Raw genomic sequence first — 12,499 nt, forward strand, 5'->3', positions numbered from 1 at the left:
CGGCTAGCGGGTCCAGTCGAGCAGATCGATCCCGGCCTCTCCCAGGGCCTGCTGGAGGGCTCCCGGGCCCTCGTCGACGGCGTAGGCGTACTCGGAGTCGGTGAGCATGACCAGCTGCAGCAGCACGGTCAGCCGCTCGGGCTCCGTGACACGCGGCGTCTCCCCGCCCCACAGGTACGGGGGCACGAACAGGGCATGGCCGACGGAGTCGACCTCGATGAGCTGCGGCAGCATCGTGCCCGGCTGGGCGGGCAGGATCCCGCCCGCCGCCGTGAGCTTCCCGACGGCCGCCCGCAGCACCGCCGTCAGATCCGCTGCGTCTGCGCGGGCCACGACGATGAGCTCCGAACGCACGTCGATGCCCTCGTCGACGGCGACGAGCCCGGTGTCGACGTCCGCGAAACCGAGCGTCACCGCCACAGCCTGCCCGTCGCCGAGATCCGCGGTGACGACATCCTCGCCGACCTCCAGCTCACCTGGGATGAGCTGGTCGATCCAGTAGATGGTGTCGTCGCGGTTCATCTACGCGCCGAGCTTCTCGACGGCCGCCAGCAGCACACAGGTGGCCACACCGTCCATGGCGACCTCCAGCTCCTCCACCGGGGGCAGCGAGGGGGCCAGGCGGATGTTGCGGTTGTTCGGGTCATCCTTGAGCGGGAAGGAGGAACCCGCACCCGTCAGCGCGATGCCGGCCTCCTTGGCCAGCTCCACCACGCGGGAGGCGGTGCCGTCGATGACGTCGAGGGAGATGAAGTAACCACCCTGCGGGGACGTCCAGCGGGCCACCTCGTACTCGCCGAGACGACGCTCGAGGATCTCGAGGACGCGGGTGAACTTCGGGGCCAGCGACCCGGCGTGCTTGCGCATGACGGCGCGGACACCCTCGGCGTCACCGAAGTAGCGGGCGTGGGCCAGCTGGTTGACCTTGTTCGGGCCGATGCCGCGGACACCGGCGAGGGACAGGTACCAGTCGAGGTTCTCCCGGGAGGAGTGGAAGAAGCTCACGCCACCGCCGGCGAGGGTGATCTTGGAGGTCGAGGACATCGCCCAGAAACGGTTCGGGTGGCCGGCCTCCGCGGCCATGCCCACGACGTCGTGGACCGGCGGAAACTCGTCGGTGAGGGTGTGCACGGCGTAGGCGTTGTCCCACACGATGCGGAAGTCCGGGGCGGCGGTCTCCATGGCGGCGAGCTCACGGCACACCTCCTCCGAGAAGGTGATGCCGGTCGGGTTTCCGAACACCGGCACCGCCCACATGCCCTTGACCTGCGGATCCTTCACCAGCTCCTTGATGGCGTCAACGTCGGGGCCGTCCTCGAGCATCGGGACGGTGACCATCTCGAAGCCGAACTGCTCGGAGATCGTGAAGTGGCGGTCATAGCCCGGGACGGGGCAGATCCAGCGGACCTTCTCCTCCTCGCGCCACGGACGCTCGGAGTCGTTGTTGCCGAAGGCGTACGACCAGGACACCAGGTCGAACATGATGTTGAGCGAGGAGGCGTCACCGGCGATGAGCAGCTCCGGATCCACGCCGAGGACGTCGGCCCACAGCTCACGGATGTCACGGATGCCCTTGAGATTGCCGTAGTTGCGTACGTCCGCCCCGTCGGCGTCGGTGTGATCATCCTCCCCCGGCAGCGCCAGCAGATGCTCGGCGAAATCGAGCTGCTCGGAGGACGGCTTGCCGCGGGTGAGGTCGAGCTTGAGGTTCTTGGCCTTGAGGTCGTCGTACTCTGCGCGGACCTGCGCCGCGAACTCAGCGAGCCGGTCGGATTCGAAGTCGAGGAGCGTCACGTTAGGGGCCTGCCTTCCATCGGGAGTGTTCGGCCACAATGTTAGACGCTCACGCCGCAAAGTGAGATTCCCCCGAATCAAAAAAGGGGATCCCGCGCACCCGTCAGAGCTCGCTGACCCTTGCTGCATTCCTGCCCTGGGGGAGTTCACAAGATGAACGCCGCGCGGGATCCTGCCGACAACTCTAACCCATGCCCGCCGTGAAGAGCCAACTCCCCCGCTTATCGACGCCCCTGACCTGCGATTTGTGTTTTCAGCGCGATGTTGTGTACTGTTTCACGAGAACACAGCGACCACGGTTACCGCGGTTGTGGTGCTCAGGAGGATTCGACTAGCGGCCTATGTCACACGCCTGGAACGCGTGCGGGTAGCAATACCCTCGTGGGTTCAAATCCCACATCCTCCGCAGATGACTTTCAGGGTCTTCCACCGTTGGTGGGAGGCCCTGAAGTGCTTTTCGACGCAGGGAAGGGTGATCGCCGGTACGTTCTGCGGTTTTTCCACCCCGAGAATCGCGGAACGTACCGGCGATCTACCTGTCGGGCGCTAGCGGACCTCGGCAGGGGCTCCGATGTCCTCCATGAGGTGATCCGACTGGTCCGGGAAGAGGAACTTGTAGGTGAAGCCGGCGATGGCGGCACCGAGCAGCGGGGCGACGAAGAAGGCCCACACCTGCATGAGGGGCTCCGAGCCTGCGTAGACGGCCACGCCGAGGGAACGGGCCGGGTTGACGGAGGTGTTGGAGATCGGGATGGAGATGAGGTGGATGAGCGTGAGGGCCAGGCCGATGGCGACGGGGGCGAAGCCCTGCGGGGCGCGACGGTCGGTGGCGCCGAGGATGATGTAGAGGAAGATCGCGGTGAGGACGGTCTCGGCGATGAGGACGGCGGCCAGGGAGTAGCCGTCCGGGGAGAGGTCGCCGTAACCGTTCGTCGCGAAGCCTGATTCGACGGCGGAGAAGACCTCCTTGCCGGAGTCGATGACCCACAGGACGCCACCGGCGGAGACACCGCCGATGAGCTGGGCGAGCCAGGAGGGGACGACGGCGGCGGGCTCGACGCGCCCGGCCAGGACCGCGCCGAGGGTGACGGCGGGGTTGAAGTGGCCGCCGGAGATGTGGCCGACGGCGTAGGCCATGGTGAGGACGGTGAGACCGAAGGCGAGGGAGACGCCGACGAAGCCGATGCCCATGTTGATGTTGCTGTTGTCGCCGGCGAGGACGGAGGCGGCGAAGATGGCGCTGCCGGCACCGCCGAAGACGAGGACGAAGGTTCCGAGGAATTCTGCCGCGAGTCGCGACGTCATGCTGGAGTGCATGATGCCCCTACTGTCTGTGGACATTCAGGACACCCCGGATTTTAGCCTGCTCTAAGGTTTCTGCGACTCCAGCTCGCGGACTCGGGCGCGCAACTCCTTCTCCCGCTTCCAGCGCTTGGACACGTCGCGCAGGATGGCGGCGATGCCCTCGATGCGGCCGGCGTCGTCGTGAAGCATCATGATGGAGAACTCGAGCGACATGGTGGAGCCGTCCTTGTGCAGGCCGGGGACGGCGAGCGGGTCGGCGCCGTACTTCGTCTCGCCGGTCTCCATGACGCGCTCCCAGCCCTTCCAGTGCACGTCGCGGTGCTTCTCGGGGATGATGATGTCGAGGTTCTGGCCGACGGCCTCGGCGGGGGTCCAGCCGAAGATGCGCTCGGCGCCGGCGTTCCACAGTTCGATGGTGCCGGAGCGGTCGCAGTAGATGATGGCGTCGAGGGTGTCCGCGACGATGCGCTCGGCGATTTTGTCCTGGTTCATACGGACAAAACTACCAAGGTGATCAGCGCCACACCAGCGGTTCGCGCGGCAGATCCGCCGGATCGAAGACGTCGCGGAGCTTCTGCAGGGTGTTCACGCCCGGGTACCCCATGGAGGCGGCGAGCTTCTCGACAATGCGGTGGACCGGGTCGTCGAGAAGCATCTCGCGCAGCGTCACGGCACCGTCGCGCTTCGCGAGACGCTGTCCCTGCTCGTTGACGACGAGCGGCACGTGGGCGTACTCCGGCAGATCAATGCCGAGCAGCGTCGCCAGGTAGGCCTGGCGCGGGGTGGACGAGAGCAGGTCGTCGCCGCGGACCACCTGGTCGATGCCCTGATAACCGTCGTCGACGACGACCGCCAGGTTGTACGCCCAGTCGGGTGCCTGGCCGCCGCGCCGCAGCACGAAGTCATCGACCTCGGTGGTGTACGAACCGTGGTAGCGGTCCTCGACGGTGAACTCGTCGACGTCCGCCCGCAGGCGCAGCGCCGGGGTCCGGCCCTGCGCGGCGAGCTCCTGCCGCTTCACCTCCCGCTCCGCATCCGACAGATCCCGGCACGTGCCCGGGTAGGAACCGGCAGGCGTGTGCGGGGCGCGGGCCGAATCCTGGATGTCCTTGCGCGAGCAGTAGCACTCGTAGACCAGACCGCGGGCGCCGAGCATGTCCAGCGCCCGCTGGTACGCGGGGAACCGCTCCGACTGGTACAGGATGTCCCCGTCGAAGGTGAGGCCGAGCGTGAGCAGATCGTCGATCTGCCGGTGCGCCGAGTCGATCGTCGAACGCTGCGTGTCGATGTCCTCCACCCGCAGCAGGAACTTCCGGCCCGTGTGCCGGGCGAAGAGCCAGGCGATCAGGCCGGTGCGGAGATTGCCGAAGTGCAGGTCTCCGGAAGGCGACGGGGCGTAACGGCCGGCATGCTCAGTCATGATTCCAGAGTAGCGGGAATGACGGAACCCGCCCACGCTCTGCAGCAGCGGTGTGGGATCATCCTTGTCGTGACCAACACCGATCCCGCACCTGGGCAGGGGATGACCACGACCCGGTTCATCCCCCTGCAGCGCAGCTACTACCCGATCATCGTGGCGTTCTTCGTCGCGGTGTTCCTCATCTCCAACATCCTGGCGACGAAGGGCGTGGCCATCGGCCCGCTCATCACCGACGGCGCCTTCTTCCTCTTCCCGCTGGCCTACGTCCTCGGCGACGTCCTGGCCGAGTGCTACGGCTTCCGGGCGGCCCGGCGCGCCATCTTCACCGGTTTCGCGGTGACCCTGCTGGCGGTGGTGTCGTTCTACGTGGCGATCTGGCTGCCGCCGGCGGACTTCTACGGCTCGCAGGACGAGTTCGCGCACATCCTGGGCCTCGTGCCGCAGATCGTGCTGGCCTCACTGACGGGGTACGTCGTGGGACAGCTGCTCAACTCGTGGGTGCTGGTGAAGATCAAGCAGCGCACCGGCGAGAAGTCGCTGTGGGCGCGCCTCATCGGCTCGACGGTGGTGGGTGAGTTCGGCGACACCCTGCTGTTCTGCCTCATCGCGGCCCCGGTGATCGGGATTGCGACGGTCGCCGACCTCATCAACTACGTGGTCGTGGGTTTCCTGTGGAAGACGCTCATCGAGGTGGCGCTACTGCCGCTGACCTACGCGGCGATCGCGTGGGTGAAGAAGCGGGAAGGCTACTGAGTTCACCGCATATTAATGTGCAGTTGACGGCACTTTAATATGCGTGGGGAAAGGTGACGCGGGTACGAGTCCGTTCACGGCCAGCTCTCCGGCGGCCAGCAGCAGCGCGTCGCCCTGGCCCGCGCCATGGTCACCCGCCCCCAGGTCATGCTTTTCGACGAACCGTTGTCCAACCTCGACGCCACCCTCCGCGAGCGCATGCGCCTGCGCATCCGCCAGCTGCAGCGCGAGCTCGGGGCCACCGCCGTCTACGTCACCCACGACCAGTCCGAGGCGATGGCGATGAGGGACCTCGTCGTCGTCATGAACGCCGGGCGCATCGAGCAGGTGGCCTCCCCCTCCGAGCTCTACCGCCGCCCCGCCACCCGTTTCGTCGCCGGCTTCGTCGGCCGCGCCAACCTCATCGACGTCGACGACGCCTGCGTGGAGGAGGACGGGGCGCGCATCACCGCCTTCGGGCAGGGGATCACCGTCCCCGCGCACCCCGACCTCGCGGACGGCCACGCCCCGGCGGTGCTGCTCATCCGCCCCGAGGCCCTGCAGCTCACGCCGGTCCAGCCGGACACCCCGGACGCCGGGGATCTGGCCACCGTCACGGTCTCCGCGTTCATGGGCGAGCGCATCGACTACGAGCTCGACTGGCAGGGTCAGCGGCTGCTGGCCAGCCTGGCCAACCCGGAGGAGTCCGACGTCCACCCGGAGGGTACACGCGTCCGGCTGTCGACCCCCGGCTCCCGCGCCTGGGCGCTGCCGGCGTAGGCACTACTTCTTCTTCGCGTAGTACCGGCCCATGAACTCCGCACGGTACTCCTCGAAGTACCCTCCCTCGATCGAGGCGCGGACATTGTCCACCAGCCTGATCATGAAGCTCAGATTGTGGATCGTGCACAGCGTCATCCCGAGGAACTCGTTCGCCTTGAACAGGTGCCGCAGGTAGGCACGGGAGTAGTTCTCCGAGACGTAGCCGCCGAACTCCTCGTCGATACCGCGGAAGTCCCGCTTGAACCCGGCGTTGACCAGGTTGAGACGCCCGTCGAGGGTGTACACACCACCCCGGCGCGCCAGGCGGGTCGGGGCGACACAGTCGAAGGTGTCCGCGCCCGCCTCCACGGCGGTGAAGATGTCGTCCGGCTCGGAGATGCCCAGCAGGTGACGCGGCTTGTCGACGGGCAGTTCATCGCACACCCACCCCACGATCGTGCCCAGATTCTCCTTCTCCAGCGCCCCACCGATGCCGTATCCCCCGAAGCCGCGCTGCCCGGCGGCGACGCTGGCGTCGGAAAGCTCCACGAGATCGCGGGTGGCCTGCCGGCGCAGGTCCTCGTACTGGGCTCCCTGGATGACACCCCACAGCGACTGCAGCGGCCTGCCCTCGCGCAGCGCGGTCTGGCGGTTGTGCTCGTCGATGCAGCGCGCCGCCCACCGGTGGGTGCGCTCGACGGAGGCCTCCTGGTACGAGCGGGTGTCCATGAGGGTGGTCAGCTCGTCGAAGGCGAAGATGATGTCCGCGCCGAGCTGGTGCTGGATCTGCATGGAGATCTCCGGCGTGAAGCGGTGGCGGGAACCGTCGATGAAGCTGACGAAGTCCACGCCCTCCTCGTCGACGCGCGCCATGCTCTTCTTCTCGCGGCCCCAGTCCTGGCCGTCCTTCTGCTCCATGGTGAGCGTCTTCTGGAAGCCGACACCCTGGCTCATCACCTGGAAGCCGCCCGAGTCGGTGTAGGTGGGCCCCGACCAGTTCTCGAAGCGCCCCACTCCCCCGGCCTCGTCGACGATGTCGGCGCCGGGCTGCAGGTAGAGGTGGTAGGCGTTCGACAGGATCGCCTGCGCGCCGGTCTGCTCGATCTGCTCCGGGGTAAGTGTCTTCACCGTGGCCTTCGTGGCGACCGGGATGAACGCCGGCGTCTGAATGTCCCCGTGCGGGGTGTGGATCGTGCCGGTGCGCCCGTGGCGGCCGGGCCCGGAGCCGAGTTCGGTCCCGAGCGTGAATGACAGGTCGGTCATGGGGTGACCTTCTCCATTTCCTTGCGATGCAGTTGTTCGGCGGCGTGCCGCTCCTCCCACTCCTTCTCCAGGGCGGCGCCCTCGATGTCCATGCGGGGGATGAGGCGGTTGAGCCAGCGGGGGATCCACCAGGTGGCGTTGCCCATGAGGAACATCGTCGCCGGCACGAGGGCCATGCGGACGAAGAAGGCGTCGAAGAACACGCCCACGCCGAGGGCGAAGCCGAAGATCTGGATGAACGGCAGCGGCTGGTCGATGAACGCGATGAACACGGCGATCATGATGAGCGCGGCGGCGGTGACGACGCGGGCACCGCGGGTGAAGCCGACGATGGTGGACTCCTCGACGGCGTCGAGCCGGGACACCGCCCGCGGGGTGTCGGGGTCCGGGTTCTCGTGGGCCTTGACCCGCAGGTTGATGTAATGCTCGCGCATGCGGGTGACCAGAAAGACCTGGTAGTCCATCGCCAGACCGAAGGTGACGCCGATGAGGAAGATGGGCATGAAGGAGATGAGCGGCGCCGGGGTGTTCACCAGGTCCCACAGCCCCTCCTGCCACACGAGCACGGTCATGCCGAAGGCGGCGCCCACGGAGAGCAGGAAGCCGAGGCCGGCGACGAGCGGCACCATGACCGAGCGGAACACGCCGAGCAGCAGGAAGATCGCCAGTCCGACGACGATGCCCAGGTACAGCGGCATCGCCCCGGAGAGCCGTTCGGTGATGTCCATCTGCACGGCGGTCAGGCCCGTGAGGCCGATGTCGGCGCCCGTGGCGTCGGCGATCTGCTCCCCCTGCTCGCGCAGGGCGTGGGAGACCTGGGTCGTGTACTGGTCGTCGGGCCCCGTGAACGGGGTGACCAGGATCTGCGCCGCGTTGGTGTCCGGGTTCATGCCGATGAGCTGCGCGTGCTGCACGCCGCCGACGTTCTTCAGCTGGCCGACGGTGTACAGGTAGGAGCTGGTCACCGCCGCTTCCCGACGATCCACCGGCTCCCCCTCCGCCGCCATCGACTCCTGGGCCTGCACGAGCGGGGCCAGGGCCGGGGCGTCCGGGTTGACGTCGTCCGCGTCGACGATGACGAGGAAGGGGGCGTTGACGCCCTCGCCGAATCCCTCGGCCATGAGGTCGGCGGACTTGCGCTGCGTGGTGTCCAGGTTGGACGTGGAGTCCGAGGGCAGCGAGAGCTCCATGTTGAGCACCGGGTAGGACAGGGCACCGAGGGTGAGCACGACGACCGCCATGACCAGGCCCGGGACGCGGCGCACGAAGCGGATCCAGCGGTTGCCCATGGTCGGCTTCGCGCGGCGGCGCTTCCCGTCGCGGACGTCCTTTTTCAGACGGTTGCCCGCCACACCGGGGACGCGGCCCTTGAACGTGCGGTCGCCCAGCACGCCGAGGAGAGCCGGGATGAACGTGAGCGCCACGAGCACCGCGACGAACACGGTGAACGCGGCCGACAGGCCCATCGCGGTGAGGAACTCGATGTTGACGATCGTCAGCGCGGCCAGCGCGATGATGACCGTGGCACCCGCGAAGACGACGGCGGATCCGGCGGTACCCACCGCCATGCCCGCGGCCTCGTCGGCGGGCATGCGCGTGCGTTCCGCCCGGTAGCGGGAGAGGATGAACAGCGCGTAGTCGATGCCCACGGCCAGGCCGATCATGACGGCCAGCACCGGGGTGATGTTGTTGAGTTCGACGAAGGCCGTGGCGATCATGATCGTCAGCGCGCCGATGCCCACCCCGATGACGGCGGTGAGCACCGGCAGACCGGCCGCGATGAGGGAACCGAAGGTGACGATGAGCACCACGAACGCGATCGCCAGGCCGATGATCTCACTGCTCGTCTTCACCGTGATGGGGTCACCGAAACCGGCGCCGCCGGCCTCCACGGTGATGCCCTGCTCACGGCCCATGTCCATCGCCTCGTTGACGATGCGCCGGTGCTCGTCCGTGACGTCCATCGACGAGGGCACGTCAATGGTGAAGGTGGTGTAGCCGATCCGCCCGTCGTCGGAGAGCATGCGCAGGTTGTACGCGTCATCCCGCGCGGTCTCCTCCGGCAGACCCTGCTCCGTCATCATCTCGACGACCCCCTCCTGGAGGGCCGGCGAGACCTCGACGGGGTTGCCGAAGCGTTCCGTGCCGGTGAGGTCCGGCAGGTTGTCCCGGATGTGGGTGACCACCGTGTCGATGGCCGCCGAGTTCTCCGGGTCGGCCAGCTGCTCGCCCTCCGGCGCGGCGAACACCACGTTGACGCCCGCCGCGTTGACGGGGTTGCCGCCCTCGGGGAACTTCTGCACCAGGACCTTCGTCGCCTCGATCGCGGGGGTGCCGCCGATGGAGAACTCGTTGGAGAAGGGCTTCTGGAAGGAGACGGCGGCACCGGCGACACCGGCCAGCGTCACCAGCCACAGGAGGATGACAATCCACTTGCGGTGAAAGGACCAGCGTCCCAGCTTGAACAGAAATTTAGCCACGGTAAATGGGCTTCCTCATGTGAGAGACAACCAAACACGGCCAGTCTACCGAGGCACCCCGACATGAACGAAGGCCCCGACCATCGGTCGGGGCCTTCACACTGCGGTGGCGGAGGGATTTGAACCCTCGGTTGGGGGTTACCCAACAATCGCTTTCGAGGCGATCACCTTCGGCCGCTCGGACACGCCACCTTGTTCGGGTCGATGAGACGACCTCGGTCAAGACTAAACGAGCGTGTCGCGGCCTGACAAATTAGCGGTCGCGCTTGGCGTCCTGGGCGGAGCCGAGGATGCGGTCGCCCGCCTCCTTGACGTCACGACCAGCCTCGCGGGCACCTTCCTTGAAGTCGGCCTTGGTCTGGTCGGCCTTGCCCTCGTGCTCGAGGCGCTCGTTGTCGGTCACCTTGCCGGCGCCCTCCTTGATCTTGCCGCCGAGCTTCTCTGCCTTGTCTCCGATGCTCATGTCATTACCTTTCGTTGATGTGACGTAGATCCCACTGTACCGACGCATGTCGAATGGCGCATAACATTAACGTAAAGATTCGAAGAAGCCCTCCAGCAGCGCAGCACACTCGCCCTCCAGCACCCCGCCCCGCACCTGCGGACGATGCAGCTGACCGGGGGCACGGACGGCGTCGATAAGCGAGCCGCAGGCGCCCGTCTTCGGCTCCCACGCCCCGAAGATGAGCTCCCCCACCCGCGCGCCGAGCAGCGCGCCCGCGCACATGGTGCACGGTTCCAGGGTGACCACGAGCGTGCACCCGGTCAAACGCCACGCGTCGCCGTGCTTATCGACGCCCCGCCGGATCGCCAGCACCTCCGCATGCGCGGTCGGATCGCCGTCGGCCTCCCGCCGATTCGTGGCGACCGCCAACTCACGGCCGTCCGGCCCGTAGAGCACCGCCCCCACCGGCACATCCCCGGGCGGCGTCGTGCGGGCCACCTCCAGGGCGCGCCGCATGAGACGCTCCGCGCGTTCCAGACCTTCCTCGCGGGGCAGAATCAATCGTCGAGCCCCGCGACGTCGACAAGCTCATCGGCGAAGCCCAGCTCCTCCGCGATGCGGACCAGCTGCTCCGAGGGCCACAGATCATCATCGTCGGCGATGACCCCCAGCACCTCCTCGCTCAACCCCAGATCCGCGAGCAAGTCGAAATCACCGTCCGCCCACCCGTCGACGTCGTCGAGCTCATCCGGATCGAGGTCCGGGATCTCCGCGTCGAGCTCCGTGAGGATCTCCGCCGCGAAATCATCGTCGACCGCCATCGTCGCGTCCGAGACCAGCGCCTGCACGCCGTTCGGGGTGGGGCGGACAATGACGAAATAATCGTCGTCCACGCACAGCAGGGCGAAGGCCGGACCCTCACTACGCAGCGCGAGCACCGCCTTCACCGAGGTGTCCAGCGAGGAGAAGTCGTCGTCGAAGGCGCGCACCTGCCAGTGGCCGTCCACCCGCGTGGCGGTGACGGCGAAGCTCGGGCCGTACTCCTCGTGTTCCATACCGGTGAGACTAGTCCTGTTGTGGGACACTTGTCAGGTGACCTCGACGAACGTTACCCGCTCCATCTGCATCCTCGGCCTGGGCCTGATCGGAGGCTCGCTCATGCGCGACCTCGCCGCCCGGGGAGTCCACGTCTACGGCTACAACCGCTCCGGCGCCGGCGCCCGCGCCGCCAACGACGCCGGTTTCGACGCCTCCGACGACCTCGCCGACACCCTGCGTCGCGCCGAGGAGGACAAGGCCCTCATCGTCATGGCGGCCCCCATGCCCGCCATCCCCGGCATGCTCGACGCCATCGTCGACCACGCCCCCTCCTGCGGCTTCACCGACGTCGTCTCCGTCAAGGCCGAGGTGTACGCCCTGGTCAAGGAACGCGGCCTCCAGGACCGCTACGTCGGCGGCCACCCCATGGCCGGCACCGCCGACTCCGGCTGGTCCGCCTCCCAGGAGGGCCTGTTCACCCGCGCCGCCTGGGTGATCACCTACGACCACGCCCCCGACGCCTCAGACGAGTGGATCTCCCTGTGGACCGACGTCGTCCGCATGATCCTCGCCGTCGGCGCCGACGCCATCCCCGCCCGCGTCGACCACCACGACGCCGCCGTCGCCCGTATCTCCCACCTCGTGCACGTCTTCGCCGAGACCCTCGCCATCGTCGGCGACAACGGCGGCGCCCTCGCCCAGTCCCTGGCGGCCGGCAGCTTCCGCGACTCCACCCGCGTCGCCGGCACCCAGCCCTCCCTCGTGCGCGCCATGTGCGAGACCAACGCCGACGCCGTCGTCGTCGCCCTCGACGAGGCCCTCGACCTGCTCAACGACGCCCGCGCCTCCCTGGCCAAGCCCCGCCCCGACATCTCGCAGCTCGCCGACTCCGGCTACGCCGCGCGCGTCCGCTTCGAGGCCCGCCACGGCGCCCGCGGCGAATCCGTCTCCCCCGTGAAGATCTCCTCCCGCCCCCTGCTGCGCCTCCACCCCGGCGCGGCCGGCTGGGTCAGCCAGCTCGTCCAGGCCGAGTCCCTGGGTGCGCGCATCGACATCTTCTAGGGGGATCAACACTCGAGTGTGCCCCCGGGTGCCGCGGAACCGGCGTGCATTCGGGGCATGAAAAATCCCGGTTCCTCGCGAGGAACCGGGATTGACAATGGTGCGCCCGGAGGGATTCGAACCCCCAACCTTCTGATCCGTAGTCAGATGCTCTATCCGTTGAGCTACGGGCGCTTGCTGTCCGGCTGCTGCCGTGCA

13 protein-coding genes, 3 tRNA genes, 1 other RNA gene and 1 pseudogene are annotated in these 12,499 nt (G+C 67.7%); 5 read left to right on the forward strand and 13 right to left on the reverse strand.

What is annotated here, in order from left to right; genetic code table 11:
- Positions 1 to 3: 3 nt before the first annotated feature.
- The 3 genes from B9Y70_RS03720 to ffs form a co-directional block, all read right to left on the reverse strand.
- Complete coding sequence (locus tag B9Y70_RS03720; protein WP_085548924.1) at positions 4 to 522, reverse strand: suppressor of fused domain protein; 519 nt, start codon at positions 520 to 522, stop codon at positions 4 to 6.
- Positions 523 to 1,794 (reverse strand): aspartate aminotransferase type Ic, encoded by a 1,272-nt coding sequence (locus B9Y70_RS03725; RefSeq protein ID WP_085548925.1) that lies wholly within the window; start codon positions 1,792 to 1,794, stop codon positions 523 to 525. It abuts the gene before it with no gap.
- A gap of 80 nt (positions 1,795 to 1,874) precedes the next feature.
- Positions 1,875 to 1,971, reverse strand: an RNA gene (ffs, locus tag B9Y70_RS03730) — signal recognition particle sRNA small type.
- A 143-nt stretch (positions 1,972 to 2,114) separates the two neighbouring features.
- Here ffs and B9Y70_RS03735 point away from each other — a divergent pair.
- Positions 2,115 to 2,200 (forward strand) — tRNA-Ser (locus tag B9Y70_RS03735).
- 140 nt (positions 2,201 to 2,340) lie between these two features.
- Here B9Y70_RS03735 and aqpZ read toward each other — a convergent pair.
- Genes aqpZ through gluQRS form a run of 3 tightly spaced genes read right to left on the reverse strand, consistent with a single transcriptional unit; the run spans position 2,341 to position 4,519 of the window.
- Positions 2,341 to 3,111, reverse strand: coding sequence for an aquaporin Z (gene aqpZ / locus B9Y70_RS03740; protein WP_240309125.1), 771 nt, complete (start codon positions 3,109 to 3,111; stop codon positions 2,341 to 2,343).
- Positions 3,112 to 3,162: 51 nt separating this feature from the next.
- On the reverse strand, positions 3,163 to 3,591 hold the full coding sequence (locus B9Y70_RS03745; RefSeq protein ID WP_085548927.1) for a PAS domain-containing protein: 429 nt from the start codon (positions 3,589 to 3,591) through the stop codon (positions 3,163 to 3,165).
- A gap of 22 nt (positions 3,592 to 3,613) precedes the next feature.
- The gene (gene gluQRS, locus B9Y70_RS03750) at positions 3,614 to 4,519 is read right to left on the reverse strand and encodes a tRNA glutamyl-Q(34) synthetase GluQRS (RefSeq protein WP_085548928.1); all 906 of its coding nucleotides are present in this window, start codon (positions 4,517 to 4,519) and stop codon (positions 3,614 to 3,616) included.
- Positions 4,520 to 4,537: 18 nt separating this feature from the next.
- Here gluQRS and B9Y70_RS03755 point away from each other — a divergent pair, with 18 nt between their 5' ends.
- From B9Y70_RS03755 to B9Y70_RS13135, 3 genes and pseudogenes are all read left to right on the forward strand, one after another.
- Positions 4,538 to 5,272: a queuosine precursor transporter gene (locus B9Y70_RS03755; RefSeq protein WP_085548929.1), complete on the forward strand. Its 735-nt coding sequence runs from the start codon at positions 4,538 to 4,540 to the stop codon at positions 5,270 to 5,272.
- A 90-nt stretch (positions 5,273 to 5,362) separates the two neighbouring features.
- Positions 5,363 to 5,428 (forward strand): annotated as a pseudogene (locus B9Y70_RS13130) (hypothetical protein); the annotation flags it as partial.
- 147 nt (positions 5,429 to 5,575) lie between these two features.
- Complete coding sequence (locus B9Y70_RS13135) at positions 5,576 to 6,031, forward strand: TOBE domain-containing protein (protein ID WP_275886733.1); 456 nt, start codon at positions 5,576 to 5,578, stop codon at positions 6,029 to 6,031.
- Between the two features lie 3 nt (positions 6,032 to 6,034).
- Here B9Y70_RS13135 and tgt read toward each other — a convergent pair whose 3' ends face one another.
- The 6 genes from tgt to B9Y70_RS03790 all read right to left on the reverse strand — a co-directional run bounded on the left by tgt (position 6,035) and on the right by B9Y70_RS03790 (position 11,256).
- Positions 6,035 to 7,276 (reverse strand): tRNA guanosine(34) transglycosylase Tgt, encoded by a 1,242-nt coding sequence (tgt, locus tag B9Y70_RS03765; RefSeq protein WP_085548930.1) that lies wholly within the window; start codon positions 7,274 to 7,276, stop codon positions 6,035 to 6,037.
- Complete coding sequence (locus tag B9Y70_RS03770) at positions 7,273 to 9,756, reverse strand: MMPL family transporter (protein WP_085548931.1); 2,484 nt, start codon at positions 9,754 to 9,756, stop codon at positions 7,273 to 7,275. The genes tgt and B9Y70_RS03770 overlap by 4 nt, the downstream gene beginning before the upstream one ends.
- 104 nt (positions 9,757 to 9,860) lie before the next feature.
- A tRNA-Ser gene (locus B9Y70_RS03775) sits at positions 9,861 to 9,948 on the reverse strand.
- Between the two features lie 61 nt (positions 9,949 to 10,009).
- Positions 10,010 to 10,219, reverse strand: coding sequence for a CsbD family protein (locus B9Y70_RS03780; RefSeq protein WP_085548932.1), 210 nt, complete (start codon positions 10,217 to 10,219; stop codon positions 10,010 to 10,012).
- A gap of 66 nt (positions 10,220 to 10,285) precedes the next feature.
- Positions 10,286 to 10,762, reverse strand: coding sequence for a nucleoside deaminase (locus B9Y70_RS03785; RefSeq protein WP_273044630.1), 477 nt, complete (start codon positions 10,760 to 10,762; stop codon positions 10,286 to 10,288).
- Positions 10,759 to 11,256 (reverse strand): tRNA adenosine deaminase-associated protein, encoded by a 498-nt coding sequence (locus tag B9Y70_RS03790; protein WP_085548934.1) that lies wholly within the window; start codon positions 11,254 to 11,256, stop codon positions 10,759 to 10,761. Before B9Y70_RS03790 ends, B9Y70_RS03785 begins: the two co-directional genes overlap by 4 nt.
- Positions 11,257 to 11,293: 37 nt before the next feature.
- On the opposite strand from B9Y70_RS03790, the gene B9Y70_RS03795 reads away from it, so the two are divergent.
- Positions 11,294 to 12,301, forward strand: coding sequence for a prephenate dehydrogenase (locus B9Y70_RS03795; RefSeq protein ID WP_085548935.1), 1,008 nt, complete (start codon positions 11,294 to 11,296; stop codon positions 12,299 to 12,301).
- A 98-nt stretch (positions 12,302 to 12,399) separates the two neighbouring features.
- Here B9Y70_RS03795 and B9Y70_RS03800 read toward each other — a convergent pair.
- A tRNA-Arg gene (locus B9Y70_RS03800) sits at positions 12,400 to 12,475 on the reverse strand.
- Positions 12,476 to 12,499 lie beyond the last annotated feature (24 nt).

This window comes from Corynebacterium pollutisoli (assembly GCF_900177745.1).
GTDB lineage: Bacteria > Actinomycetota > Actinomycetes > Mycobacteriales > Mycobacteriaceae > Corynebacterium > Corynebacterium pollutisoli.